The following is a 26,488-nucleotide window of genomic DNA, read 5'->3' on the forward strand; positions in this document are numbered from 1 at the left end:
TCTGTTCCAAGGGCTTACTGCAAAAGGCAGAAAACATGAAAAATAGCACATGAAAGTTGGAAGAATGCGATTGACAGGTCACAACATATCAGTGGACCATGCGGCAGGTTCGGCCGGACATTATCTGCCCTCCTGAATCCCGCGTGCCCCGCGGGCGCCAGCCATCAGATGTCGAGCCGCTGCTTGGCGGCCCGGAACGCGTCGATTGCCATGGCAACGTCGTCCTGACTCAGCGCTGCAGACATCTGCGTGCGTATCCTCGCCTTGCCGCGGGGGACCACGGGGAAGGAAAACGCCACGACATACACGCCGAGCTCGAGCATGGTCTCGGCAAAGCGTGCAGCGAGTGCGGCGTCGTGGAGCATGACGGGGACGATGGGGTGCTCACCGGGCAGCAGTTCAAAGCCCGCCGACTGAAGGCCATCGCGCAGCGCCGCCGTATTGTCACGCAAGCGGTCGCGCAGCGCCGGTTCCTCGTCGACCAGTTCGAGCGCGCGGATCGCGCCTGCCACCACCGGCGGTGCGACGGTGTTGGAGAACAGGTAGGGCCGTGAACGCTGCCTTAGCAGCGCAACAATGTCTGAATGTGCGGAGGTGAAGCCACCACTGCCGCCGCCGATGGCCTTGCCCAGCGTGCCGGTAATGATGTCTACCCGGTCCATGCAGTCGCGGAACTCGTGGGTGCCGCGCCCGCTGGCGCCAAGGAAGCCGGTGGCGTGGCAGTCGTCAAAATGCACCAGCGCGCCGTAGCGCTCCGCAAGGTCACAGATCTCGTCCAGGCGGGCAATGGTGCCATCCATGGAAAAGACACCGTCGGTGGTGATCAGCTTGAAGCGGGCACCGGCGGCATCTGCCGCCTTGAGCTGTGCTTCCAGGTCGGTCATGTCGTTGTTGCGGTAGCGGTAGCGCGATGCCTTGCACAGACGGATGCCGTCGATAATGCTGGCATGGTTGAGTTCGTCGGAAATCACCGCGTCTTCGGGGCCGAGCAGAGTCTCGAACAGGCCGCCGTTGGCATCGAAGCAGGACGGGTAGAGGATAGTGTCCTCACAGCCGAGAAACGCACTGAGTCGTTCTTCGAGAGTCTTGTGCAGTGTCTGTGTGCCGCAGATAAAGCGCACGGACGCCATGCCATAGCCCCACTGCTCGAGTCCCTGGCGCGCGGCGGCATTCACCTCGGGGTGCTGGGCGAGGCCCAGATAGTTGTTGGCACACAGGTTCAGCAGCTCGCCGTCGCCGGCGATGCCCACCCGGTTGCCCTGGGGCGTGCTGATGATGCGCTCGTGCTTGCGCAGCCCGGCCGCATCTATGTCCGCCAGCTCCGACTGCAGGTGTTCCGCGAATGTTCCGTACATACTCTCAGTGCTCCTCCCAGTTGAGAATGACCTTGCTCGCTTCGCCGCTGTTCATCACCGTGAAGCCCTGCTCGAATTCCCGATAGTTCAGACGGTGGGTGATGACCGGCGAAATATCCAGTCCGGAATCGATCATCACCGACATCTTGTACCAGGTCTCGTACATTTCGCGACCGTAAATTCCCTTGATGGTGAGCATGTTGAAAATCACCGTGCTCCAGTCTATCGCCATCTCCTTCGCCGGGATGCCGAGCATGGCGATCTTGCCCCCGTGGCACATATTGGCAATAAGGTCGTTGAAAGCCTGAGGATTGCCGGACATTTCCAGGCCGACATCAAAGCCCTCGCGCATGCCCAGCTGCTTCTGCAGGTCGCTGATGGTGTCGCGGCCGACATTCACGGTGTGTGTGGCACCCAGGGTTTTCGCCATCTCCAGCCTGGCATCGATAACGTCGGTGATCACGACGTGGCGCGCACCGGCGTGGCGACAGACGGCCGCCGCCATCGCGCCGATGGGGCCGGCGCCGGTGATCAGCACGTCCTCACCCAGCAGGTCGTTCTGCAGAGCCGTGTGTACGGCATTGCCGAAGGGATCGAACAGGGCGGCAACGTCCAGATCAATGCCCGGGGCGTGCTCCCAGACATTGGACATGGGCAGGACCATGTATTCGGCAAATGCCCCCGGACGATTGACGCCGATGCCACTGGTGTGAGCGCAGAGGTGTCGTCTGCCCGCCATGCAGTTACGGCAGCGGCCGCAGACCACGTGACCTTCGCCGGACACGATCTGCCCGGGCTTGAAGTCGATGACATTGCTGCCCACCTCGACGATTTCGCCGACAAATTCATGGCCGATCGTCATCGGCGCCTTTATCGTCTTCTGCGCCCATGCATCCCAGTTGTAGATATGCAGATCCGTGCCGCAGATCGCGGTTCGCCGTACCTTTATGAGAACGTCGTTAATGCCGGGGCGAGGCTCGGGCACCTCTTCCAGGCTGAGCCCGGGTGCAGCGTCGCGTTTTACCAGTGCCTGCATGAAGGCCTCCATGGGTTTCGTATAGAAGAATAATTCCAGTATAGTGGATGAAGGGCGCGCCGGATGCAAGTCCTGGCGGTGCTCTCGTGCCTACAAGTCCTCAATCCCGGCGGCGCTGGCTTCAAGCGACAGGCGATCAGTGAAATAATGCGCGTTATCGGACCGATAACAGCGAGGCACCTGTGACAGCAATGAATAATGAAGAATCCGTGATCCCGGCATTGAACGCCCGTCGTCCGGCGTTCCTCGGGATGCTCGGTGGCCGGGTTGTGGCGCTGGATCGTGATGCAGGAACCTGCACCATGGCCTTCGACATCAGCACCGACTTCTGTCACTCCGTCGACATCATCCAGGGGGGCTTCGTCACGGCCATGCTTGACGCGGCCGCATCGCACGCCGCGTTTGCGCTTGTCGACGGCGTCACGGCGCTCGCCACCCTGGAGATCAAGGTGAGTTTTCTCGAACCCTCACGCGCCGGCGTCTATCGCGCCGTCGGCATCATCAATCGGGTCGGTCAGAGCACCGCCTTTCTCAGCGCTGAGCTGTATACCGACGATGGGCGTCTTACCGCCATGGCAACCACAACAGCCCGCCTCATCCGCAAAAAGGAAGTCGCCTGATGAAGCTCTCGCGCCGCCTCCTGCTGTCGCCGTTTCTGATCGCGGCGGGTCTTTTTCTCCTCGCCGGCTGCGGCGATACAGAGCAGACGGTCAGGGAGCCGCAGACGGTGGATGCTCTGGAGGCCTTTACCGATGGCATGCAGCGGGTTGGCGGTTTTCTGCCGTTCTACCTCGACGAGAAAAAGGGCCGTGTGTATCTGAGCCTGCAGCCTGATCCGCCGCAGATGATTTATCAGGCCTCTCTGCCGCAGGGCGTTGGGTCGAATGACCTGGGCTTTGACCGCGGCCAGTTGGCGCGGAACGGGACATCGCTGGTACGTTTCGAGCCCGTGGGGGATCGCGTGCTGATGCGTCGCCTGAACACGCAGTTTCGCGCGAACTCGGGCAGCGATGCCGAGCGCCGCTCCGTGGAAGAGGCATTTGCCAGTTCGGTGCTCTGGGGCTTTCCGGTGGTTGCCCGCAGTGACGGGCAGCTGCTGCTGGATGCCACGGATTTCCTGCTGCGCGACAGCCACGGCATAGCGCGCAACCTGCGCGATCGCGGGCAAGGCGATTTCCGGCACGATGCCAGTCGCTCCGGGCTTTACTACCCACGCATCCGCAGTTTTCCGCGCAATACCGAGTTCGAGGCGACGGTCACCTTTACTGGCGATAATCCGGGTCAGTACCTGGAGGATGTCGCGCCAGATCCGCACAGCTTCAGCGTGCGAATGCATCACAGTTTCGTGGCGCTGCCGGAGCCCGGCTACCAGCCGCGCCTTTTTCTGCCGGAATCCGGTTTTGGCGCATTTACCTACCGTGATTATGCGGCGGCGATTGAAGAGCCGATTGTGCAGCGCTATATCCGCCGGCATCGCCTCGTGAAAAAGAATCCAGCGGCGGACAGCAGTGAACCCGTCGAGCCTATTATCTACTACCTTGACCCCGGCACGCCGGAGCCCGTGCGCGGCGCTTTGCTGGATGGGGCGCGCTGGTGGAATGATGCCTTTGCCGCTGCAGGCTATGAAAATGCGTTCCGGGTCGAGATGCTGCCCGAGGATGCCGACCCCATGGACGTGCGCTTCAACGTCATCCAGTGGGTACACCGCGCCACGCGCGGCTGGTCCTACGGTTCGAGCATCACCGACCCGCGCACCGGTGAGATCATCAAAGGTCACGTGACTCTGGGCTCGCTGCGCGTGCGGCAGGATTACCTTATTGCCCAGGGTATGACATCGCCGTTCACGGAGGGCGACGAAGACACCGATGACATTTCTGCGCTGGCGCTGGACCGGATACGACAGCTCTCCGCGCACGAGGTAGGCCACACGCTGGGGCTGGCGCACAATTTCGTCGCCAGCGCCCGGGGACGCGCGTCGGTGATGGACTACCCGCATCCCCGGATAGCGCTGGATGCGGATGGCGAGGTTGCGCTGGATGATGCCTATGCGAGTGGCATCGGGGACTGGGACAGGATAAGTATCCGCTATGGTTACGCGGACCTGCCGCCGGGCGAGACCGAGCTGGCAGCCCTGTCGGGCCTGCTGGAGGACGCGCGGTCTGGCGGCTACGCCTTCATTTCCGACCCCGACTCAAGAGCGAGTCGACAGGCACACCCGCGCAGTCATCTTTGGGACAACGGCGCCGACGCCGTCGCCGAACTGGAGCGATTGATCGATCTGCGCGAGCATGCCCTGAGTCGTTTCGGTCATCGCAGTATTGCCAATGGTCGTCCATTTTCGGATCTCGAGGAGATACTGGTCCCGGTGTATTTCCATCACCGCTACCAGGCCGAAGCCGTCGGCAAGTGGATTGGCGGCATCGATTACCGCTATGCGGTGCGTGAGGGCGGTGACGACTATGCCTACCGCCCGGTGTCTGCGGTCAGGCAGCGCCGGGCACTGCTGGCGCTGATGAGAACGCTGCGCCCGGAGTTTCTTGCGCTGGACGAATCGCTGCGCCGCGCCATACCGCCAAAAGCCTATGGCTATGAGCGCACGCGTGAAAGTGCCGGAGGCTACATGGGACGGCAGCTGGATCCTGTGTCCCTGGCGGAGGCCTCGGTACAGCACACGCTGGACATTCTGCTTGAGCCCGAGCGGCTCGCCCGGCTGGCGCTGCAGCACGCGGATGATTCGGCACATATTGGCGTGGGACTGCTGTTTGCCCAGCTGCAGGAGAATCTGCTACCCACGGTCACGGAAGACGGCTACCTGGCGCTGCTGCAGCAGCGCACGGCGGCGACATTGCTCTCGGCCTGGCGCAAGCTGGTGCAGGCACCAGAGGTCGCTCCGGAGGTGCGTGCGGAAAGCCTCGCTGCGCTGGAATCCGCGGCGCGCTTCATGCGTCGACAGCACCAGGCGCCGCCCGGTTACGCGGCCTTTTACGCCTACCAGCTGTCGCTGATCGAGGAGTTCCGCCGCAGTCCGGCGCTTCTGCCACCGCTGCAGTCGCGTGACCTGCCGCCGGGCTCTCCCATCGGGGGATGATGGTTGCCGGCGGCTGCCACGCTGTTACCAGCGGCCGTAGCGATTGAGGTCGTAAACGCCGGCTTCCAGCGGCGCCTGCGTCTCGAGCAGATCCCGGAAGCTGTGGAACACCGGCCAGATGTCCGGATCCATGCGCCGCAGCCCCCAGCGCCCGACCATCGCCTGCATCGCGGCCTCACTGTCCACATCCAGCAGGGTGCCGACGAAGTCTCCCAGTTCCTCCGCGTCCACGCGCAACATCAGGTTGGGGTAGCTGCCGACCAGCGTGGGAAGGATGCTCAGAGTGTCGTGCCCCTCCTGATAGCGCAGTGATTCGCCCAGCATGAAAGCCACGTTGCTGTGTCGTCGATTGCGCAGCAGTGTCAGGGCTTCGCGGCTGCCGTCCGCATGATCCACACGCAGGAAGGTGGTTTCCGGCATCCAGCGCACCAGGTCCAGGTCGCTGGCGGGGCGTGCAGCCAGCACTCGCAGCGTTCTGTGCGTGTCGCGCTGCTCAGGTGTCAGCCCTGGTGACCAGTGATCGGTCTCCGGCCTGTTGATGGCGTCGCTGGTACCGGTGAGTTCGGGGCTTCTTTTTTTCAACTGCTGCAGCACCCGGGTATAGCTGTCGTCTGTGCCTGGCAGGACCTGCGTCGGTGTCGTGGTATCCAGATCGTGGTAGGTCATGAGCATCTTCAGCTTGCCGCTGTTCTGGTACCAGCTGTCGTACCTGGCCTTGCGCCGGTCGGGCGGCAGCAGTCGCAGAAAGTTGGTTTCCGCCTCGTTGCGTATGAGGTCAAAATAGAGTCGTGTCTGCGCCTGGTGGGAGACGCTGCCAAAGACATTGAAGCCCACCACCAGCTCATAGTAGGTTCTTTCCAGCAGCGGATAATCCATCAGCCAGGTTGTACGCGGCTGTTCCCCCTGCCAACCGGCCATGACGGAAGCGCTGTCATGATGGCGGAAAATGGTCAGGAAGGCATTCGGGTTATGCGTCTCACCGTTCCAGACCTGGGACAGGCCCGGGCCCTGGGGAAAGTCTTCGGCGTAGCGAAGGGTTCGCCTGTCAAGATAGCGGTTGCGTACCGCCTTGTAGTCGAGCCACTCCGGTCCCAGCGAGATCAGTGAGCTTTTCTGTCCGGGCACGCCCAGCAATGGGCTGACCTCCTCGCGGTAGGCCTTGCGGTTGGTGAAACGTTCTTCTGCCGGCGATTCGAACATGACCCAGAACTGATCGCGAATGACATCGGTGGCGATCTGTCCGCGACAGACGGGTCCTCGAATGAAATTGCGCACAAAGTACAGCGCGTCGTTGAGCAGAAAACGGTAGCGCAGCCGGGGTGGAATGGCGGCGAAGGTCTCGAAGGGGTTGGCGCGCGCATCGCTGTCATACCCGGGCAGTGTATCGACAGACCAGTCCTGGCTGTCGAACAGGTCCATGAGTTCCCGGCGTCGCGCGCGATCAAAGCGGTAAATGATGTGGGTCTTGTGGACGATGCTGTCGTCAATGCGCGCAAGACGATAATGGAAATCACCCTCTACCGGATCATTCGGCCGCAGAGTGGCCACCGGCCGGGGTGCAGCCGGGGCAGCGGTGCGCGACCGTATGAGGGCATAGAAGCGGCTGTTTGCACCTTCGCCGCTCTCCAGATACAGGTGACCGAGGTACAGATGCTCGTACAGATAACGGGCGAGTAGCCTGGCGCGTTTATCGTCGCGATTCAGCCAGCGCTCCCACTGCCGGATCTCTTCGGTATGCGTTGAGTCGGCGGCGTCGGCGCTGCCGTCCCTTTCTGTCGACGCTATGAGAGCGCCTTCCCTGATCCAGCGAGACAGCCTGTCATACTCGCCATCCGTGAGCCCTGCCATGACCAGCGGCATGCCGCCATGGGGGTTCTGTTCGCGATAGCGCGCAAATTCGCCGGGCTCGGGGCAGGCATGCCTGCGCGACAGGTCGAGGCGGATCTCGTCCGGGATGGGGTCCTGCTGCGGCAGCGGATTCTCTCTGCCAAAGTCAATCATGGACTGCAGCAGCGGCAGCGTTTCCTGGCCGCCTTCCTGTGGCGCGTCCAGGACGCTGAAGAAGCCGCGCCGGCGCCACTCTGCGGCAGTCTGCGCATCGATACCCAGGCGTGTAGGCGGTGTGTCTCCCAGCCGCAGACCACTATAGACCCGTATTTTCGAGGCGCCGCGTTCAAGCCCTGCAACGTTATCGAATTTCAGCTGGCAGGGGGCGTCGTAGCAGGCGTGACAGGCCAGGCATTTGTCGTACAGCACGGGCAGGATATCCCGCTCGAAGTCGTGGCTTTGCTCTTTCGCTGTCTCCCGATCCTGCCACGCATACTCTTTCTGCCGGGTAAACAGCTGTTTAAGCTGGTCAAAGCCCGAGCGCAGCGATGTGTTTATCGTATGCAGCTGGTTGTCGGGGTTATCTGCCTCTGGCGTCTGCGCGTTGTCGGCGGCGACCATCTGGTTGAGGCAGAGTGTCGCGGCCATAAAAAGATATAGCAGGGCCGACTGCCGGCTCCTGGAGAATCCATCAATCACCGTGCTGGCTCCCTGCGTCCGCCGTTGTTCTCTCGACCTGGAATCCCTGACGCGGAAAGTGGACAGCAACAGTGCCTACCCGGGGGTGCTCACGCAGCAGGCTGATATGCTCCAGCGTCGACTGCATGAGGACACCTGCCACCGGCTGCCGACCGTAGTCCGTTGCCATGACCTGCACGTCTTCGCCAGGCCTGAGTCCGTCCATCGGCGCCAGCGATTTGCCGTCAGCCACCCGGGGTGACACACGGCGAGCCAGCTCAACGGCGTCCGCGGAGGACAGTTCCGTGGCATCACCGTGGCCGAATTCGCGCATGACATCCATCCATTTGAGCAGGTGGGGATAGGGGGCAAATTCGGTTTCCAGCGCCGGGTTGCGCCAGACAAACCAGCAGCAATGATAGGTGGAAAAGTCCGCTTCGGTGGGCGTGCTGTTGAACAGAAAGGCGCTCGACCCCAACTGACGGTCCAGGCGCGCCAGATGGCCGTGAAATGCGGGCAGGGCGGTTGCCAGCGGCATGGTGAGGCTCGTCCCTCCGGTGAGTTCACGCCGGTCGCGCATGAAGGCGTCGGCCGCCTGTGGGTCTGAGAACAAGGGGCTCTGTGCCAAAGCCCTGGGCTGGAAGGCCACGGAGATACAGATGCGGAAAAACTCGCTGTCGGTCCAGCGCGCGGCGGCGTTGACGGTTGCCTCGTTCCCCGCGGGGTAGATACTGTTCTCGGGGAGGATGTGATCTATGACCCGTGCGATCAGCGCCGAGTCACAGTAGATGTCGGCACCAAGCTGCATCACCGGAGTTCGGCGGTAACCGCCAGTCAATGGCATCAGGTCGGGTCTCGGCATGATCACGGGTATCTCCACACGCTTCCAGGTGGCGTGCTTGTAGCCCAGCAGCAAGCGGATCTTTTCGGAAAACGGTGAATCCGCATACTGGTGGAGAACGATATCGGTCATGCAGGTATGCCCCGGTGGCTCCTGGCCGGGAGTGGCCGGAGGCTTACTGTCGCAAACATCCCGGGGGGCGTCCATGGCAAAATTGCCGCGCGGAATACGCCGCGGATGGCGGCGTGCCATGGCGGGTGGCCTTCCCGGGGCGCGAGCCTGCTATGATCGGTGCGGTCAATCACCGGAATGGAGGAGGCATGAAGCAGAAGAGCGGTGCAGACCTGTCTGTACAGACCCGACTGGTGCACGATCCCGATAACGCCTACGGTGTCGTGGCGACACCCGTCTACCACGCTTCGACCGTGCTTTTCCCGACCTACGCAGACCTGCGCCGGGGGGAGGCCGATCCACTGAGTCGCGATTCGATGTACTACGGCCGCATGGGGACACCTTCCACCCGTTCACTCGAGGACGCGCTCTCCGCTCTGGACAACAGCGTTGGCGCGGTATTGTTTCCTTCCGGCGTTGCCGCTATCGCCGCCACGCTGCAGTGTTTTCTGCGTCCGGGTGACCATTTGCTGATGGTGGACTCGACCTACGGCCCCACCCGCAACTTCTGTCTGGGATACCTGGCTGACATTGGCGTGGAAACCACCTTCTACGACCCCTGTGCAGGCACTGCGGAACTGCAGTCCCTGTTCAGGGAGAACACGCGCCTGGTGTTCATGGAATCGCCCGGGTCAGCGACGTTCGAGGTGCAGGATGTTCCCGCGATCGTTTCTCTGGCCGCCGGGCGAGGCATTCTCACGGCAATTGACAACACCTGGGCGACACCGCTTCTGTTCAATCCGCTGGATCACGGCGTTGATCTTGCCATTCAGTCCGGCACGAAATATCTCAACGGCCACGCCGATTGCCTCTATGGCGTAGTGACGTGCCGCGACAACACACTGTATGACCGACTGCATCGGTATGCCCTGGCCACCGGCAGTCATCTTGCGCCCGATGACTGCTTTCTGGCGCGACGCGGTCTGCGTACGCTCGCGGTACGCCTTGCGGCACACGAGGCTGCCGGCATTGCCCTGGCAGAGTATCTGGCGCAGCGATCCGAGGTGTCACAGGTTCTGCATCCGGGGCGCCCGGAGCACCCGGGCCATGCCATTTTCAGGCGTGACTTCTGCGGCGCCAGTGGTCTGTTCGCGGTGGTGCTGGACGGTTTCGACGAGGAGCGGCTGGCCCGGTTCCTCGATGCCCTGGCGCTTTTCGGTATGGGTTATTCCTGGGGTGGCTTTGAAAGCCTGGCCCTGCCCATGCGGCCGGTGCGGACGCTGTCGACGCGACTGGCGCTGGGTCCCGATCAGCGTTTGCTGCGCCTGCATGCCGGTCTCGAGTCAATCGATGATCTGACTGCAGACCTTGAAGGCGCATTTGCCGCCGCTGCACGCTGATGGCGATCAGCTGCTTTCGAAGCGTCGGAAGTCGGTGATCAGCGCATCCACCGCCGCGGCAATGATTTTCTCGCCGTTCGCAGCCGTCGCCTGAGACGGGTCAGAGCCAATGCGACCGTCGGGAAAGTTTTCCCGGTAATGGTTGGCATCGGTGAAGGTATTCACGGGCGCGACTTTTGGCTGCAGCTTGCGCGTGCGCTTTTGCTCGGGATAAGCCGCCCATGTCACGGCGATTTCCGAAGCCGTGGCATGCATGCCATCGTTGCTGGGGTGCAGCTGTCGACAGGTTTCCATCACTGCCGGAAGCTCCCACCAGTTTCGCGCGCGCAGGGTCAGCGCGCTTTCCTCCGGCGCTGCCGGATTCAGGCTTCGCCGCGCATAGATTTCGGCGAAGGCAGCGTGCAGCGTCGCCGTATTGCCGCCGTGCCCGTTGAGAAAGTAGATGCGCCGGAAACCGTGTCGGGAGAGGGATGCGCACCAGTCCTCAAGCGCGGCAATCATCGTCGACGGACGCAGGGTGATGGTGCCGGGAAATCCGAGATGGTGCTGTGCGCAGCCGACGTTGAATGTCGGACCAACAAGAAAGTTATCGCGCTCGCCCGCGCGCCGGGCGATGATTTCGGGACACAGGGCATCTGTTCCTATCAGGCCGGTGGGGCCGTGCTGCTCCATGGAGCCGATGGGCACGACAAGTGCCTTGCTGCTGCGAAGATAGTCTTCGACATCGCACCAGGTTGATAATGCCAGCTGCATGGCGTTTCTCCAGAACGGTCTCGGTTGTCTTTCGACCATCGCAGAATACCATGGACAGAGCCGGTATACTGTCAGCTCCCTTGTGGTTCCGGGACAATAAAGCGACACAATGCCAATCATTTCTCTGCTTGCCCGCGTGCCGTTGCGCGCGCTTTATCTGCTGTCCGGCGTTCTGTCCTTCCTGCTTTACAGAGTGCTTCGCTATCGACGTCGGGTGGTGCGTGAGAACATCGCTGCGGCGCTGCCCGAGCGGCCGGTAGCCGAGCAGCGTCGCATCGAACGAGCCTTCTATCGCTACCTTGCCGATCTGGTGGTAGAGGTTATCGCTGCGAGCGCCTTGCCGCGCTCGGCGTTCACCTCCCGCGTCACGCTGCGCAATCCCCAGCTGTTCGAAGCGGCGATCCGCGATCGTGGGGTGCCGATGCTCGTGCTGGCGATACATCAGGGTAACTGGGAGTGGATGCTGCACGCTGCGACGCTGTCGCTGGATACGCCGATTCACGCCGTCTACAAACCGCTGCACAGCCCGCGCTGGGACGCGTTCGCCGTTGCCATGCGCAGCCGCTTCGGCAGCAGTCCGCTGCCCATGCAGCGGGCGTTCAGATCGGTGTTGCGCAATCGTCACCATAGCGTCGCGTATGCCCTGGTGGCCGATCAGTCGGCGTCACGCCACGGCTACCGTACGCAGTTTCTCGGCAGAGAGGCGAGTTTCTACCGCGGGGCGGACCAGATGGCGCGTGCGGTTGATGCGCCGGTGATTTTTATCCAGTGCCGTCGCCTCGGCAGAGGGCACTATGAGGCCGTTTTCCACAGCCTGTCGATGCCGCCGCACGACTGCCCGGAGAACGCCATTACCGAGCGCTACGTCGCCCTTGCAGAGCAGTGCATCCGGGAGCAGCCAGAGACCTATCTCTGGAGCAGCCGCCGCTGGCGACGCAAGGCCCCATGATACGCTTGCGTCATGTCGCGGGGCTGGACGAGGATATTGCCTGTTGATGACGATCGCTATAGTTTTCACCGTATTGCTGGCGTTGATAGGGTCACTCCGTTATCCCTGGTGGAAGCCGGCGGTACCCATAACACTGCCGCGGATTCTCATGTACCACATGATCTGCGAGCCCGTGCCGGGTGCCCGCTTCAATGGACTGCGCGTATCCCCGCAGCAGTTAGAGCGCCAGCTCGCCTGGCTTCGTCGTCATGGCTGGCAGTTCCGATTCCTGTCCGATGTGCTATCGGCAGATGCCGTGCGTCAGCCTGGCTCCGAAAAGGTCTGCGTGATCACCTTCGATGATGGCTACGCGGACAACCTGCATAGCGCACTGCCGATTCTGCAGCGCCACGGCGCGGTGGCCACGCTTTACCTGGTTCAGCACCGCCATGACAACGACTGGTCGGTGAAGAAGAAACAGCACCATGATGAGGGCGAACTGGCGCGCGAGCCGAAGCTGACGGATGCCGAGGTCGAGACGCTCCTGGCGTCCGGGTGTTTCGAGCTGGGAGGGCACAGCGCGACCCATGCCGATTTCAGCAAGCTGGACCCCGCGACGCGGCGTGCGGAAATCGTGGAGAGCAAGTCGGCGCTGGAGAGACGTTTTGGCGTGCCGCTGCAAACCTACGCCTACCCCTTCGGGATTTATGACAGCCTGGACGTGGCGCTGGTCCGCGAGGCCGGCTTCCTGGGCGCAGTGACAACGCGTCCCGGTATCAGCCGTGACCTGCAGACCGAGCGTTTTGAACTGAAGCGTGTCAAGGTATCGGGCAAAAAAGGGCAGCTCATCTTCCGCCTCGGCATGCGGATGGGCTGGCGGACCTGGGTATAGCCGGATGATCATCAGTCATCGCTATCGCTTCATTTTTATCAAGACGCACAAGACCGCGGGCAGCAGTCTGGAAATGGGTCTTGGGCCCCTGTGCGCGAAAGAGGATGTCGTGTCGCACATGGAGACCAACCTGCAGTCGGGTGTGCCGCGCAATTATCTGCCCGACACGCGGATTGGCCGCGCCTATGGCCGGCACCGCTGGGTACGTAAACTGCTGTCACGGCATTCGCCACGCCTCGGCGCGTATTTTTATGAGCATATGCCGGCATGGCGGGTGCGCGAGCTGGTGGGTGAGGGTGTCTGGCAGTCGTACTTTACCTTCTGCATGGAGCGCAATCCCTGGGACAAGCTCGTGTCCTACTATCTGTGGAAACGCGACGGGCAGTCGCGGTCCATGCCCTCTTTCAAATCCTGGGTGATGGGTAAACCCCACAGACTGCCGCTGGATGCGGACCTGTACATGTCGGGTGATCAACTGCTGGTGGATCGTGTCTTTGACTATCGGGATCTACCGTCGGCACTGCGTGAGCTGGGCTCACGTACCGGACTTCCGGTTCCAGCAGTGCTGCCGGGTGAGAAAACCGGCATCGCGATTGACCGCAAGCCATGGCCCACCTACTACGACGACGAGGCGCGGGCACGTGTCGAGATGCTGTATCGCCGCGAGATCGCGTTGATGAACTACCGCTTCGACGGGCCGTGACAACTGGCGTCAGCCTGGCCTGATAACGCTGTGCACATAGCCGGTGCGGGGACCGTCGATGCCAAGGCGACTGCGCTGTGCTTCGCTCGACTCGAGGTCTCCGGGCCGGGTAACGCTGGCGGTGAATCCGGCTTCCTCAAGTCGCTGCAGATAATCGTGACCATACTGCCGCAGGTGCTCGTCCGGGCGCCTGTCGAAGCGCGGTCGGACATTATCCGGGCGTACGTTCTCGCAGGTGGTCTCGGCGTGCAGCGGGACGTTGAGAATCGCCCATCCCCCCGGACGCAGCGTGCGGCGGAACTCGGCCAGGGCCGCGCGATCGTCGGGCACATCCTGCAGGACATGGCTGCAATAGATGGCGTCGAGGCAGGCATCCCGGAACGGCAGTGCACTCACGTCCAGCCGGAAATCGACATCACGGCGCATCAGGTCGGCGCTGATATAGCCGGTGCCGGCGCGCTGGCGGAAAAAGTCTGCGAGCCGCGGTTCGGGCGCAACGTGCAGCAATCGCAGCGGTTTGTCGAAAAGCTGCGTGTTGCGCTGCAGGAACAGCCAGGTCAGACGGTCGCGTTCGCGCGCCCGGCACAGGGGGCATACGGCGTTTTCGCGATAGCGCGCGCCGGTCCCCGCCGGCAGGAAGCGACTGAAGTCTGCCTCGCATACCGGACAGTGCACGGCGCTGCCGCGGTAGCGCCAGGGTGCCAGGCGATTGCGCCACTGGCGCAGGCGAACTTCCACCGGTTTCAGAAATTGCACAGTTGAACCTTCTCCTGATCGCAGAGGGGTAGCAGCATGCGAACACGACCCTCCAGCCGCTTCAGCTTGCGCTGAACCTTGGCGCGCGCGGCGCGCTGTGAGCAGGCGGCGAGCGGGATGAAGTCTGCGCTACCGATGCCATCGACCACCAGTACCTGTACGCTGCCGTCGGCGTGCTCAACCGCGATCATGTTGTGTGGCAGAAGGTCGCGGGTCAATACGCGGTATCGCGCCATGACGTCAGCAAAGGCCTTTATCCCATCACACAGCGCCGGCGTCAGTCCGCGCGGCAGGCGTTGCTCGAGATTCCGTGGCCAGCTGCCGTCGTGGTTGCGGTACAGCCGCGTTACAATGCCGAGTCCGCAGTCTGTGGTCACCGTGCCGAAGTATTCAGGAACGTGCTGCCAGACCGGCGTCAGGTCGGGGGTGGATGCCAAAAGCTGCTGGTAGGCACGTATCTCCTTGATCTGGTCATCGAAGGCGGAAGCCGGCAGCAGCTGCTTCCAGCCGCGTTTCTGCGCGCGACGGGCGGCCCCGGTGCGGTCTGAACGCAGGACCTTGATGCACCGGTCGGCGTAGTCCGGATGCTGGAAAACCCGACGTGTGCCGCCGATGAACAAGGGTTTCTCATCACTGAGCAATACCTGCTGCATCAGTGTTCCGTCCTGTCGCGCTGGGTTTCCAGCAGCTCACGGTAAACCGCCAGGGTGTCCTCACACATGCGCGAGAGCAGAAATGTCGTGTTGGCGCGCGGCGGCGGCAGGGCCTGCCGCAGTGCGGCATCGACTTTTTCTACCGCCTCTTCGATGGCGCCGCAGGGCACCGCACCCTCCGGGAACAGCGCCTGCATTATCTCGCCGACGCCACCGTGATTGTAGGCGACCACCGGAACCTGCATGCTCAGCGGCTCCAGCACCGTGCGACCGAAAGACTCCGGCCGATTCGACAGGGACAGGACGACGCTGGACATGGCATAGATTTCCCGCATGTCGTTCCTGTGTCCGGTAAACAGCACGTGATCCGACAGCCCCATGTCCATCGCCAGGTCGTGAATTTCCTGTGCGTATGCTCTGTGTCCGGGGTCTTCGTCGCCAACGATCAGGCCTTTCACGCTGCGGCCACGGGCGCGCAGCCCCGCGAGTATCCGCAGAAAGTCCGTGTGATTCTTCAGGCGTGTCAGCCGCCCCGGCAGCGTGATCACGTCGTGTTCCAGCAGCTGGGGATATTGTCGGTACCAGCGGCGCAGCCAGTGTTCCGGCGGCCGGTAACCGGGCGGGAACTGCGCCGGGTTGATACCGCGATACACCAGCCGAAGCTTCGCGGGATCGCAGTCAGGGTAGTTTTCCGTGACATAGCGCCGCACTGACTCCGAGACGACGATGACGCGCTCGCCGCAGGTCACGATCGCACTGTAACGGCTGACCGAGTGCAGACCATGCACAGTGGTCACAAGGTGTGGCCGTGTCGCAGCAGGCATGCCGCGCCAGGCAAGCCAGACCAGCCAGGCGGGCATGCGCGAGCGCAGGTGGACAATGTCAAAGCGCTGTCGGGTCAGCCAGCGTCGCAGTCCTGGCACCTGAAGCAGTGACAGTGGGGATTTTTTGCCGAGTGACCACTGCACGTGCGTTGACCCCTGACGCTCGAGGCGAGAGACCAGCTGACCTCCGCCCGAGATCACCCAGGACTCATGGCCGGCCTTGACCAGGGCAGTGCCCATTTCCAGCGTGCCGCGCTCCACGCCCCCGCTGTTCAGCGCCGGCAGAACCTGCAGAACCTTCATGTCAGCACCCTTTCCGGCAGTTTCTGCAGCAGCCAGTCTGCGGCGCGAGCGGCCTCCTGCAGCGGCTGCGCTGGCCGCTGCGGCGACTGACCGGCCAGAATCGGGTCGAGCAGGTTGATCATGTTGCGACGGTGCAGATTCTCCATGCCGTGCTGCAGCCGCCCGGCGCGGACTGTGGGCAGGGCAAGCAACCCGGTTGCCGTGCCGGCGCTCAGCGCCTCGTAAACCATGGAAACACTATCCTCGGTAATCCATGCCTGCGCACAGCCTGACAGCATCTGCGCAACCCATCCCTGCGGCGTATCGGTGTGTGATATCACCTGCAGGTTTGCTACCGCCTTCGCCGCCAGGGCGGCGATCGTACCGTCCGGTGTTCGGCGCGAGGTGCTGGCAGTCCACTGCATCCCGGGAAAACGCTGACACAGTAACGCGACCCGGGTACAGACGTCGTCGACAGGGAAATGGAAATGTCGTGACGGCCCGCCAAGCAGAATCAGGCCGCGGCTGTCGTCCACCTTCGTGGCCGGCAGAATGGGGTTGAGAACACCCTCGGTGACCAGTACCCGTGGGCTTTGCGGCGGCAGGTCGTGGCGCGGTACGACGGCCGTATCGAAACAGCGCAGGGGAAGGCTTGGGCGCATCAGCACACAGGTCAGGCAACCACTCGCCCGGCCCAGCGTCAGCAGCTGGCGATGCGTGGCATGGCCGGCGCCAACGGCGATTGTCGGAGTATTTGACGCCGTCAGGTCCGGATAGCGGCCACGCAGCAGATCTGTCCAGCCCGCGCGCCGGCTCGCCACGTCTATCCATGTGACCGTCACCGGCCGGCGTCGCGCCAGCGCCTGTCCCAGACCCTGGAGCTGTGCCTCGTGTCCCGCCTTGCCGTCCGACAGCAGCCAGATCCTGATCGCCTCGGAAGCCGCGGCGGTACTGGCGTGGGGCCGCTCAGCGTGCAGCATCGCTATCGCTGAATTGTTGCCGGTAGAGGTCGGCATAGGGGCCGTCGTTGGCAACCAGTTCCGCGTGCGTGCCGATTTCCACGATACGCCCGGCTTCCAGCACGATAATGCGATCCGCGCGCTCCACGGTAGACAGACGATGCGCGATGATCAGTGTCGTGCGGTCCTCGGTGATACGCGTCAGTGCCTGCTGGATGAGCATTTCCGAGTGGGCATCGAGTGCCGAGGTGGCTTCGTCGAGCACCAGGATTCTGGCGTCCTTGAGGAATGCGCGGGCAAGAGCGAGGCGCTGGCGCTGCCCGCCTGAGAGATCGTTGGCGTCCTCGTTGACCTGGGTTGCCATGCCGTCTGGCAGCTGTGCGATGAACTCGCTGGCGTGGGCGTCGTCTGCGGCGCGACGTATCGCCTCCTCGCTGGCGCCGCGAAGTTCGCCGTAGGCGATATTGTCGGCAATACTTGCCTCGAACAGTACGGTGTGCTGGTTGACGACAGCCACGTGGCGGCGCAGCGACTCGAGTCGGATGTCCTCCATGGCAATATCGTCGATGAAAATACACCCCGCGGGCGGCGGCGTGAAACCGGCTACGAGGGACGCCAGAGTTGACTTGCCGGCGCCGGAACGCCCGACGACGGCCACGGTTTCTCCGGGCTCTATGATCAGATTGATATCCTGAAGTACTGGCGTATCCCCTGGCTGGTAACGGAAGCTAAGGTGCCGGCATTCAATGCGTCCTCGCGGGTTATCGAGGCTGCGCGTGCCGCGATCTGGCTCCACTGGCTGGTCGAGAATCGCAAAGATGCTCTCGCTGGCTGCAATCCCCCGCTGTATGCCGGCGTTGATGTTACTTAGCTGCCGGAGTGGCTTGGCGACGAGGCTAGCTGCGGTAATATAGGTGAGGAACTCTCCGGCCGTCATGCCGCCGCGCAGCTCCGGGTCGAGTCCCAGCCAGAACAGTCCCGCAATGGCGCCGAAGGTCAGAAACTGGATCACCGGCGTACTGATCTCGTTGACCCGGGCGAGCTTGAGATCCTGTTTCAGTGCATAACCGCTGCGTTCACTGAAGCGTTGATTCTCATAGCGCACGCCACCAAAGCTGCGAACCACGGGAAACCCGCGGATCGCCTCGGTCGTGACCTGGGTAATCCCGCCCATGGACGTCTGTATCCGACGGCTGTATTTCTTGAACTGCCCGGAGGCAAAGCCGATGATCAGCGCGATCAGTGGCGCGACCGCCAGGAAAAGCAGGGACAGTTTCCAGTTCAGGTAAAAAATATAGGCCATGAGAGCGATTACGGTCAGGCCCTCACGGACCACCACCTTGATGGCGTTGGAGGCGGCCGATGTGACCTGTTCTACATTGTAGGTGATGATGGAAACGAGCTGGCTGGAATTGTTCTGGCTGAAGAAACTGCCCGGCATCAGGTTGATATGCCGGAACAGGTCTACCCGCAGCTGATTGACGACGTTGCGAGCCACATACGTGATGTAGTAGCCGCCGAGATAGGATCCGATACCTCGCAGGCTGACAATGACCAGCAATGCCACGGGCAGGAAAACCCGGATCCCCTCCGGCGAATCAAGATTGAGCGCCAGTTCCCACGCGGCGAGTTCGGTGGTGTCGGCGGGCAGGGTCGCGAAAGCATTGGGGAGATACTGCATAAGCCCGGCAAACGCCGACTGGGTGAGCGCGTACAGCATGAAACCGATAAGACTGAGGAGAAACGCCGGCCAGATGGCCTTCACGTAAACCAGCAGACGGCGGTAGGTACGCCAGCCAGAGGGCGCTGGGCTGCCTGGACTGTCGTGGCTCATGCGATCGGTAGTATTCCGTCTGGCGGGTGTCGGAGTCTGGCCTTCCTTGACTTGCCGGGGTGTAGGGTGATCATGCGGTGCTGCCGTATCTGCCGGGAATGCCCAATCTGCAATTGTACGGTATCGGGCGCGGCTCGCCTAACAGGCGGGGCGGCATGACCGGCGACAGGGGCGTAAAGCATGGCAGTCAGCGGTGACCATTTGCAGGCAGGACAGGAGAAAATGCCGTGATACATGACGACAGCGTCCCCCGACACATTCCGCACCTCGCCACGCCGGAGGTAATGTCGATGGGACTGCGCCCACTGGATCCGGGGGACTGGATCGAGACGGATACCAGCCTGTCACATTTTCATCAGCATACGCTGGCGATGCGACAGCTGCACGGTCACGCCGTGTACGCAGCGCTCCCCGGGTCCCTAGAGGCGCAGCAGGAACTGCTGTCGCTGCTGTGCGGGCACTTGCTGGAGGACCATGCCGACGCCTATCGGCGCGATGGCAGTGGGATAAGCAGCGCTGCGGGCGGCTTCCACGTCGCGCTGACGGAAGCGGACCCGGAGCCACTGTGGCAGGCGTCCCTGCTGGTGGCAGACGACCTCGTCATTATGCAACCCTCGGCGAATGGTTACCTGCTGGCCGCGGCAAGCCTTGCCAGTCCAAGCCACTGGCGTCTGCAGGACAAGCTCGGACAGCCGATACGGGCAGTTCACGACCCGATTCCGGGAATACATCGGCAGCTCACCCCGCGCATTGAGCGTTTCTTTGTCCACATCAGCCCCGAGCGCCCGGTATCCCGCTTCAACTGGGCGTTACAGAGCGATCCCGGCCTGTTTCACCCCGCTGCGCCTGAGGCCACGGCGAGCAGTGACACCATTCTCTATTACCGGGTGGAGCGTCAGACACTGCGACGGCTGCCCTGCAGTGGAGCCATTGCATTCACGATTCGCGTTTTCCTGCACCCGCTGGCGGCACTCAGCACGGTGCCAGGCGCTATTGACGCGCTGGTTTCGGCTGTCGATGCCACGCCACCGGCGCTGGCCAGGTATAAAGGATTTCCCTCACTGCGAGACGCGCTGGAGCAATACCGGCTAAAATCCGCAGCTGAAATCCACTGGCCCCGGAGGTCGCCTACGTGATCAATGCCCATTTCGCGGCCGCCCTCGGGCCGATGCGCGCACCATTTCTTTTGCTGGTGCCCGTCTGTGTGCTGCTCGGCTGGGCTGCAGCGGTTCACGATGGTCACAGTGTGAACGCTGTTCATCTTGCTCTGGCTGCGGCGGGCGCCCTGGCGGCGCACATCAGTGTCAATGCGCTCAACGAGTATGAGGATTTCCGCAGCGGCCTCGATTTCCGGACCGAGCGAACGCCGTTCAGCGGCGGTACCGGCGTGCTGCCGGCCAATCCGGATAAAGCGCATTACGCACTGGTTGTTGCCGTTGCGACGCTGTGTATTGTGATAGCCGTGGGCGTTTACTTCATTCGCCTGCGCGGCGTCGGTATTCTGCCTCTTGGCCTGGCGGGTGTTCTGATCATCGTGCTGTATACCCGTTGGCTGACGCGCTCGCCGCTGCTGTGCCTGCTGGCGCCGGGTGTCGGGTTCGGGCCACTGATGGTGCTCGGGGTCTACTATGTGCTCACCGGTGTGTACAGCACTACCGCTCTGATGGTGTCCCTGCTGCCGCTGTTCATGGTCAGCGACCTGTTGCTGATCAACCAGTTCCCGGATCGTGAAGCGGATCGCTGGGCTGGTCGCAATCACCTGTTGCTGGTCTGGGGCGGTCCCGCGGGCGTGGCGGTTTACGGGGTCTTTCTTTTTGCGGCCTATGTTTCCGTGGTTGTCGCCGTGATCTTCAAGGTGTTGCCGCCTATGGGTCTGCTGAGTCTGGCGACGATTCCCGTCGCTGCACTGGCATACCGCGGTCTGCGTCGGCATCAGGACTCGGTGCCCGCGCTGGTGCCCCACATGGCGCAGCACGTGGCCCTGACGCTGGCGACGCCGCTGCTGCTCGCCCTTGGCATTGCCATCAGCTGATGGCAGGTCGTGGCATTCCGTGCTGATTGAGCCCCTCGCGGTAATCGCTCGATACTGGCGCGCCCTGTCGATTCTTTCCCTGGTTGTGTTGACCACGCTGTCGCTACTGCCACTGCCGGCAGGGTCGTCTGTCGCCGGCAGTGACAAGTTTCTGCACCTTGCCGCGTGGGGGCTCGCGGTGATTCCCGCGGCACTGGCGCTCGGCGGACGCGTGCTGCCGTTGATCGCTCTGTTTCTGATGTGGAGCATAGCTATCGAGTTTGTACAGCCGTTTGTGGGGCGTTTTTTTGAAGTCGCGGACATGCTGGCCAATGCCGCGGGTCTGTCGCTAGGCGCGTGGCTGGGTAGCGCTCTGCGCCGATTCGCCGGACGGTGAGGGAGCCCGCATGTCCGTAACGCCGCAACCCGCACTGTCTTCCCTCGTTCTGCGGGCCATAGGTGTGAGCACCGGTACGGTTGTAAGTCGTGCTGGCATACACGATGCCCATGAGGCGGCCGGGACCAGTGCCGGGCTGTCTGGCGCCCTTGGGATCGTCTTCGGCGCAGTTTTTGCCGTCTGGTCCGGTGCTGTCTTCAAAGGTGACTTTGCGCCGGTCGCCAACATTATCGCCATTTCCGCGAGCCTGACCTTCCTCCGCTGGCTGCTCGTGCGCAAGCGGGCGTCGATAGACGCGTACGAAGCGGAGGTGCACTCGCGTTGAACTGCCTTGCTCTGCATTCCTGCCTGAATATGCCATCATGCCCATGCCCTGCAGTCACCCGGGAAGCCGAGCCATGACCGACAGCAGAAACGACGAACCTGACGACGACCACGCAGAAAGTCTCGCGCAGAGTTACAGACGCGCCTACGACAACAGAATCGGGTTCGGACGGAAACCGGCACTGATTCTGGTGGATTTTGTGCGGGCGTATTTTGACAGGGATTGCGAGCTGTATGCGGACGTCCAGCCGGCGCTCGATGCTGCGCTTCGGGTGCGGGCGGCGGCCCGCGAAGCGCAGATTCCGGTCATCTACACGAATGTCGTGTTCCACGAGTCGGGGATGAATGGCGGTCGTTTCTTTCAGAAAGCACTGCCGCTGCGTCATTTCGTGGCCGGAAATCCCATGGGTGCCTGGGCGGATGGGCTCGAGCCTGCCGCGAGCGAACTGGTCATTTCCAAGCAGTATGCAAGTGCGTTTTTTGCAACCAGCCTGTCTTCCACTCTCACGGCCATGGGTATCGATACGCTGTTGATTACGGGTGTGACGACCAGTGGCTGCATCCGGGCAACCTGTGTCGACAGCTGTCAGCACGGTTTCATTCCGATTGTCGTCGAGGAAGCCTGTGGTGACAGGCACCCGGCGCCTCACGCCAGCAATCTGTTTGATATGGATGCCAAGTACGGCGATGTGTGCAGCGAGCATGAGGTGGTTGTCTGGCTGTCTGGCCTCGGACAGTCGGTGCGACGATGACGCGGCGTGCGGTTCGTTGGCGGATGGGCTACTCTTCAAGGGCAGTCGGTGCCGTGATCGGTGCCGTGATCGGTGCCGACAAAGTGCAACCAACAGGCAACTGACAGGGAGAGACTATCGTGGCGGCAAATGACAAGACGACGTCCGACAGGCAGAAAGAGATGGATGCTGGCAGAGAGTCCGTGCTGGCTGCCTATAACGACATGCTGGAGGCTCAGGGGCATTTTCGAAGTGCTGCCGAGGCCGCCGGGCTGGATCTCAAGAACGATGCGATGGAGCAGCTGCTGAAAGGCAGGGAAAAGGCGGATGCACTCGGCGAGGAAGTTCAGCGCTACGTGCACGAGAAGCCCGTAGCCACCCTGGGCCTCGCATTTTTTGCCGGACTGCTAGTGTCGCAGTTATTGTCCCGGAAGTAGCTCTGTGCCCGAAGACGCGGATCCCCACGACAGCGGCGCGCAAAACGACAGGGCAGCGGCGGAACTGCAGGCCTGGTTCGCACTGGGCAGCCAGGCCGTTGCTGTCATGGAGCAGCTGGCGACAGTGCTGCGCCTGGAGCTTGGGCTCGCTGTTGCCGATGCGAAACGGCTTCTCATGGTGGTGCTGGCGATGATCCCGCTGATTTTGCTGGCGTGGCTGGGCTTCTGCGCACTGCTTGCCTGGCTGGCAGTGGTGGCCAGCGAGTCTGTCACACTGGGCCTGACCACGTTTCTTTTGCTGCAGCTGGGCTCTCTTTTTTTGCTGGCGCGTGCCGCCCGCCGATTCCAGAGCAGTCTGGGTTTTCCGGCCAGCCGGCGCCAGTGGCGGGCGTTGATGCACAGCCAGGCCGCGAACAGCGGCGAGACAGGGCAGGGGAAATGAGTCGTAAACAACAACTGCGGGAACTGCAGTCTGCCGAGGCGGTGCTCGAGGAACGCAGACTGAAACTGCATCGTGCGGCGCGTTCGCGGCGGGATCACCTGCAGCGCGTGCATCCCGCCTGGCTGCTCGCGGTCGGTTTCACTACTGGCGTTGTCACGCATCGCGTGGGCGTGTGGGCAGGGGCATCCGGCATGGTTTCCTCGCTGCTCGTTTCCGGATTGCGTCTTGCGCGCATCGCGGCAGGCAGTGTGTTCGCCGACATCGGCGTCACCGGTCGGTGAGCCCCGGCGATGGCCAGCCGGGAGCGAGTCACCCGGAAGCGAGTCACCAGGAAGTCCGCCAGGGCAGCGGGCAGGGTGTCACGCTGGCCCTGCGCTGCCTGTCGGTGCTGGCGGTTCTCTACACGGTGTATTTTGCCCGATCGCTGCTGATGCCCATGGTGGTGGCGCTGTTTTTCGCGCTGTTGCTGAGCCCGTTGGTGGAGTCCCTGAAGCGGTTTTATGTGCCGCGAACCCTGTCTGCCATCCTCATTCTCTGCGTTATCGGCGGGCCGCTGGGTTTACTGGCGAGTCAGCTCGCTGAGCCGGCACAGCGCTGGGCGACAGCGATTCCCCGGCTGGCGGATGAACTCAGTCAGCACGTGGAGGACCTGACGCAGCGACTGGCTCCCGGGGAAGCGCCGACACCGCCCGAGCCGCAAGGCTTTACGTTTTTTGGTCTGTTCGGCGACGATGAGTCGGATGCTGCAGGCGTCTCCGGAGGCAGCAACGCAGACCCGGGCATCAGCGAAAAACTCAAGCAGGGGGGACTGGAAGCCATGATTGCCGCGTTGAGCGCGGCGCCGGTCATGATCGCCCAGCTGCTCACTGCCCTGATGCTGATTCTGTTTCTCCTCATTTTCGGTTCCGGGCTTTTTGTCACCTGGGTCAACGTCTTCCCGCACATTCGCGAGAAAGAGCACAGCATCGACCTGATGCAGTCCATTCAAAGGGAGCTCTCGCGGTATATCCTGACCGTCAGCGTCATCAATGCCGGCCTGGGTCTGGTCGTCGCATCCGCGCTCTGGTCCCTCGGTGTCGAGGACGCGCTTTTCTGGGGCGCTGTGGTGGGAATGCTCAACTTTGCGCCTTACGTGGGGCCGTTGATCGGTGTGATCCTGCTCTCGCTCGCCGGTGTTGTGCAGTACGGCCTCGCACTGTCGGCGCTGTTGCCGGCGCTGGTCTATTTCAGCATCAACATGCTGGAAGCCCAGTTCGTGACGCCTGTTGTCCTCGGCCGCAGAATGCGGCTGAACCCGCTGATTATCATTGTCTGGCTGGTCATCTGGGGCTGGCTGTGGGGTGCCGTGGGGGTGCTGCTCGCCGTGCCGATGCTGGTCTGCATCAAGATAGCGGCGAAACAGACCCGCGTCATGAATCACTGGGTGGACCTGATAGAAACCCGCGCCTGAGCAAGGCATTGGCGGTCGCACGGACTGCCGCTTGCGCGATTCCCCGCGTGGCGAGGCAGGCAGCATACGCCCGTTGCGCAAACCGCGTTAGAATCGGGGCACACATCACTACCGTGAGGCTACCCGTGAAAGCATCCGACCTGTTCGTCCGCGCGCTGGAAGCTGAAGGCGTGAAATACATTTTTGGCATTCCCGGCGAGGAAAATCTCGATCTGCTCGAATCCCTCCGAACTTCGTCAATCCGGCTGATTCTGACGCGGCACGAACAGGCCGCGGGCTTCATGGCGGCGACCTATGGGCGTCTTACCGGCAATGTCGGGGTCTGCCTGTCGACGCTGGGTCCGGGGGCGACAAATCTGGTCACTGCGGCTGCCTACGCCCAGCTGGGCGCCATGCCCATGCTGATGATCACGGGACAGAAACCGATCAAGAGCAGCAAGCAGGGGCGTTTCCAGGTCATTGACGCGGTGGACATGATGCAGCCGATTACCAAACATACCGTGCAGGTTGTGAGCGGTGATCGCGTGCCGTCCATTGTGCGCGAGGCATTTCGCCTGGCGCATGAGGAGCGGCCGGGCGCTGTGCATATTGAGTTGCCCGAGGATATTGCGGCGGAGCAGACCGATGTCCCCCTGCTTGCCGCCAGTGCGGTGCGCCGCCCCATCGCCGAATACAAGTCCATTGACGCCGCCGTTGGCATGATCGAGCAGGCGAGGTCGCCGGTGCTGCTGATCGGTGCCGGCGCCAACCGCAAGCTCACGGCAAAAATGCTGCGCGAGTTTGTCGACAAAACGGATATTCCGTTTATCACCACGCAGATGGGAAAGGGCGTTCTGGACGAGAAGCATCACCGCTTCATGGGAAATACCGCGTTATCAGACGGCGATTTTGTGCACCGGGTCATCGGTGCGGCTGACCTCATCATCAACATCGGTCACGATGTGGTCGAAAAACCCCCCTTTTTCATGCGCGCGACGGACAAACGCCAGGTTATGCATATCAACTTCGAGACCGCTGCGGTTGATCCGGTGTATTTTCCCCAGCTGGAGGTGGTGGGCGATATTGCCAACAGCATCTGGCAGATCAAGGAAAAAATCAGCGTTCAGGATGACTGGTCTTTCGATTTCTTCAGCCGCGCGCACGATGCCTACCTAACCCATCGTGCCGAGGCGGAGGCGGACATGCGCTTCCCGATGCTGCCAGAGCGCCTGGTCAGGGTAGTGCGTGATGTCCTGCCCCCAGAGGGTATCGTGACGCTGGATAACGGGGTCTACAAGATCTGGTTTGCGCGCAATTTCCCGGCAGCGCATCCGAACACGCTGCTGCTGGACAACGCTCTCGCCACCATGGGCGCGGGGCTGCCGTCGGCAATGGCGGCGAAGCTGGTGCATCCGGACAGACCGGTGATTGCCGTGGTGGGTGACGGCGGATTCATGATGAACAGCCAGGAACTGGAGACAGCTGTCCGTCTCAAGCTGCATCTGGTCGTGGTGATACTGCGTGACGACGCTTACGGCATGATCAAGTGGAAGCAGGCCCAGATGCAGTTCCCTGACTATGGGCTGGATTACGGCAACCCGGATTTCGTGCAGTACGCCGAATCATATGGCGCACGCGGCTGGCGCGTGGCTGACAGTGCCGAGCTGGAGCCGCTGCTGACCCGCTGTCTGGGTGAGCCCGCCGTGCACGTGATCGACGTGCCGGTGGACTACTCACTCAACGACGAAACGCTGCACAGAACGATACCGGCACTGAGTCGCGCGCTGTAACCGGCAT

Annotated in this window: 26 protein-coding genes; 16 read left to right on the forward strand and 10 right to left on the reverse strand. The window is 62.4% G+C overall.

Translation table 11 applies throughout. The features are described from left to right. Window positions 1-164 precede the first annotated feature (164 nt). Complete coding sequence (locus EV688_RS02190) at window positions 165-1,355, reverse strand: glycine C-acetyltransferase (protein ID WP_117314352.1); 1,191 nt, start codon at window positions 1,353-1,355, stop codon at window positions 165-167. A gap of 4 nt (window positions 1,356-1,359) precedes the next feature. Continuing rightward, window positions 1,360-2,391 carry an L-threonine 3-dehydrogenase gene (gene tdh / locus EV688_RS02195; protein WP_117314756.1) on the reverse strand — a complete coding sequence of 344 codons (1,032 nt, stop codon included), beginning with the start codon at window positions 2,389-2,391 and terminating at the stop codon, window positions 1,360-1,362. Window positions 2,392-2,582: 191 nt separating this feature from the next. On the opposite strand from tdh, the gene EV688_RS02200 reads away from it, so the two are divergent. Both EV688_RS02200 and EV688_RS02205 read left to right on the forward strand, forming a co-directional pair. Continuing rightward, window positions 2,583-3,011 carry a PaaI family thioesterase gene (locus tag EV688_RS02200; protein WP_117314355.1) on the forward strand — a complete coding sequence of 143 codons (429 nt, stop codon included), beginning with the start codon at window positions 2,583-2,585 and terminating at the stop codon, window positions 3,009-3,011. Next, window positions 3,011-5,479, forward strand: a complete 2,469-nt coding sequence (locus EV688_RS02205; RefSeq protein ID WP_240624176.1) for a zinc-dependent metalloprotease — start codon at window positions 3,011-3,013, stop codon at window positions 5,477-5,479. Before EV688_RS02200 ends, EV688_RS02205 begins: the two co-directional genes overlap by 1 nt. Window positions 5,480-5,503: 24 nt before the next feature. Here the strand turns inward: EV688_RS02205 and EV688_RS02210 are convergent, their stop codons facing one another. Further along, on the reverse strand, window positions 5,504-7,954 hold the full coding sequence (locus EV688_RS02210) for a fatty acid cis/trans isomerase (RefSeq protein WP_117314356.1): 2,451 nt from the start codon (window positions 7,952-7,954) through the stop codon (window positions 5,504-5,506). 43 nt (window positions 7,955-7,997) lie between these two features. Further along, window positions 7,998-9,077: a glutathione S-transferase family protein gene (locus EV688_RS02215; protein ID WP_205686447.1), complete on the reverse strand. Its 1,080-nt coding sequence runs from the start codon at window positions 9,075-9,077 to the stop codon at window positions 7,998-8,000. A 68-nt stretch (window positions 9,078-9,145) separates the two neighbouring features. Between EV688_RS02215 and metC the strand changes: the two genes are divergently transcribed. Next, window positions 9,146-10,336, forward strand: a complete 1,191-nt coding sequence (metC, locus tag EV688_RS02220) for a cystathionine beta-lyase (protein WP_117314359.1) — start codon at window positions 9,146-9,148, stop codon at window positions 10,334-10,336. A gap of 6 nt (window positions 10,337-10,342) precedes the next feature. On the opposite strand, the gene EV688_RS02225 is transcribed toward metC, so the two are convergent. Beyond that, window positions 10,343-11,089 carry a creatininase family protein gene (locus EV688_RS02225; protein ID WP_117314361.1) on the reverse strand — a complete coding sequence of 249 codons (747 nt, stop codon included), beginning with the start codon at window positions 11,087-11,089 and terminating at the stop codon, window positions 10,343-10,345. Window positions 11,090-11,198: 109 nt separating this feature from the next. Between EV688_RS02225 and EV688_RS02230 the strand changes: the two genes are divergently transcribed. The 3 genes from EV688_RS02230 to EV688_RS02240 are packed head-to-tail and all read left to right on the forward strand — an operon-like array spanning window position 11,199 to window position 13,612. Beyond that, window positions 11,199-12,038: a lysophospholipid acyltransferase family protein gene (locus EV688_RS02230; RefSeq protein ID WP_117314364.1), complete on the forward strand. Its 840-nt coding sequence runs from the start codon at window positions 11,199-11,201 to the stop codon at window positions 12,036-12,038. A 46-nt stretch (window positions 12,039-12,084) separates the two neighbouring features. Then, window positions 12,085-12,909: a polysaccharide deacetylase family protein gene (locus EV688_RS02235; RefSeq protein WP_117314366.1), complete on the forward strand. Its 825-nt coding sequence runs from the start codon at window positions 12,085-12,087 to the stop codon at window positions 12,907-12,909. A gap of 4 nt (window positions 12,910-12,913) precedes the next feature. Next, on the forward strand, window positions 12,914-13,612 hold the full coding sequence (locus tag EV688_RS02240) for a hypothetical protein (RefSeq protein ID WP_117314368.1): 699 nt from the start codon (window positions 12,914-12,916) through the stop codon (window positions 13,610-13,612). Window positions 13,613-13,621: 9 nt separating this feature from the next. On the opposite strand, the gene EV688_RS02245 is transcribed toward EV688_RS02240, so the two are convergent. The 5 genes from EV688_RS02245 to msbA are packed head-to-tail and all read right to left on the reverse strand — an operon-like array spanning window position 13,622 to window position 18,920. Further along, complete coding sequence (locus EV688_RS02245) at window positions 13,622-14,368, reverse strand: methyltransferase domain-containing protein (protein ID WP_117314370.1); 747 nt, start codon at window positions 14,366-14,368, stop codon at window positions 13,622-13,624. Beyond that, window positions 14,356-15,021: a YrbL family protein gene (locus EV688_RS02250; RefSeq protein ID WP_117314372.1), complete on the reverse strand. Its 666-nt coding sequence runs from the start codon at window positions 15,019-15,021 to the stop codon at window positions 14,356-14,358. The genes EV688_RS02245 and EV688_RS02250 overlap by 13 nt, the downstream gene beginning before the upstream one ends. Then, on the reverse strand, window positions 15,021-16,148 hold the full coding sequence (locus EV688_RS02255) for a glycosyltransferase family 4 protein (protein ID WP_117314374.1): 1,128 nt from the start codon (window positions 16,146-16,148) through the stop codon (window positions 15,021-15,023). Before EV688_RS02255 ends, EV688_RS02250 begins: the two co-directional genes overlap by 1 nt. Continuing rightward, on the reverse strand, window positions 16,145-17,107 hold the full coding sequence (locus tag EV688_RS02260; RefSeq protein ID WP_162883753.1) for a mitochondrial fission ELM1 family protein: 963 nt from the start codon (window positions 17,105-17,107) through the stop codon (window positions 16,145-16,147). The genes EV688_RS02255 and EV688_RS02260 overlap by 4 nt, the downstream gene beginning before the upstream one ends. Further along, on the reverse strand, window positions 17,094-18,920 hold the full coding sequence (msbA, locus tag EV688_RS02265; protein ID WP_117314378.1) for a lipid A export permease/ATP-binding protein MsbA: 1,827 nt from the start codon (window positions 18,918-18,920) through the stop codon (window positions 17,094-17,096). The genes EV688_RS02260 and msbA overlap by 14 nt, the downstream gene beginning before the upstream one ends. A gap of 227 nt (window positions 18,921-19,147) precedes the next feature. Here msbA and EV688_RS02270 point away from each other — a divergent pair, with 227 nt between their 5' ends. From EV688_RS02270 to EV688_RS02310, 10 genes are all read left to right on the forward strand, one after another. Beyond that, complete coding sequence (locus EV688_RS02270; RefSeq protein WP_117314380.1) at window positions 19,148-20,056, forward strand: heme-dependent oxidative N-demethylase family protein; 909 nt, start codon at window positions 19,148-19,150, stop codon at window positions 20,054-20,056. Then, window positions 20,053-20,952, forward strand: coding sequence for a prenyltransferase (locus tag EV688_RS02275; protein WP_117314382.1), 900 nt, complete (start codon window positions 20,053-20,055; stop codon window positions 20,950-20,952). Before EV688_RS02270 ends, EV688_RS02275 begins: the two co-directional genes overlap by 4 nt. 19 nt (window positions 20,953-20,971) lie before the next feature. Further along, window positions 20,972-21,328, forward strand: coding sequence for a VanZ family protein (locus tag EV688_RS02280; RefSeq protein WP_162883754.1), 357 nt, complete (start codon window positions 20,972-20,974; stop codon window positions 21,326-21,328). Window positions 21,329-21,338: 10 nt separating this feature from the next. Further along, window positions 21,339-21,653: a hypothetical protein gene (locus EV688_RS02285; protein WP_117314386.1), complete on the forward strand. Its 315-nt coding sequence runs from the start codon at window positions 21,339-21,341 to the stop codon at window positions 21,651-21,653. A gap of 73 nt (window positions 21,654-21,726) precedes the next feature. Next, complete coding sequence (locus tag EV688_RS02290) at window positions 21,727-22,404, forward strand: isochorismatase family protein (protein WP_117314388.1); 678 nt, start codon at window positions 21,727-21,729, stop codon at window positions 22,402-22,404. A 119-nt stretch (window positions 22,405-22,523) separates the two neighbouring features. Beyond that, entirely contained in the window at window positions 22,524-22,820 is a 297-nt protein-coding gene (locus tag EV688_RS02295) for a DUF883 C-terminal domain-containing protein (protein ID WP_117314390.1), read from the forward strand. Window positions 22,821-22,824: 4 nt separating this feature from the next. Beyond that, entirely contained in the window at window positions 22,825-23,262 is a 438-nt protein-coding gene (locus EV688_RS02300; RefSeq protein ID WP_117314392.1) for a hypothetical protein, read from the forward strand. Next, window positions 23,259-23,543 (forward strand): hypothetical protein, encoded by a 285-nt coding sequence (locus tag EV688_RS17355; protein WP_162883755.1) that lies wholly within the window; start codon window positions 23,259-23,261, stop codon window positions 23,541-23,543. The genes EV688_RS02300 and EV688_RS17355 overlap by 4 nt, the downstream gene beginning before the upstream one ends. Further along, the gene (locus EV688_RS02305) at window positions 23,540-24,712 is read left to right on the forward strand and encodes an AI-2E family transporter (protein ID WP_162883756.1); all 1,173 of its coding nucleotides are present in this window, start codon (window positions 23,540-23,542) and stop codon (window positions 24,710-24,712) included. Before EV688_RS17355 ends, EV688_RS02305 begins: the two co-directional genes overlap by 4 nt. A gap of 125 nt (window positions 24,713-24,837) precedes the next feature. Next, entirely contained in the window at window positions 24,838-26,481 is a 1,644-nt protein-coding gene (locus tag EV688_RS02310; protein ID WP_117314396.1) for an acetolactate synthase large subunit, read from the forward strand. Window positions 26,482-26,488: the final 7 nt, after the last annotated feature.

This window comes from Chromatocurvus halotolerans (assembly GCF_004340525.1).
Classification (GTDB): domain Bacteria; phylum Pseudomonadota; class Gammaproteobacteria; order Pseudomonadales; family Halieaceae; genus Chromatocurvus; species Chromatocurvus halotolerans.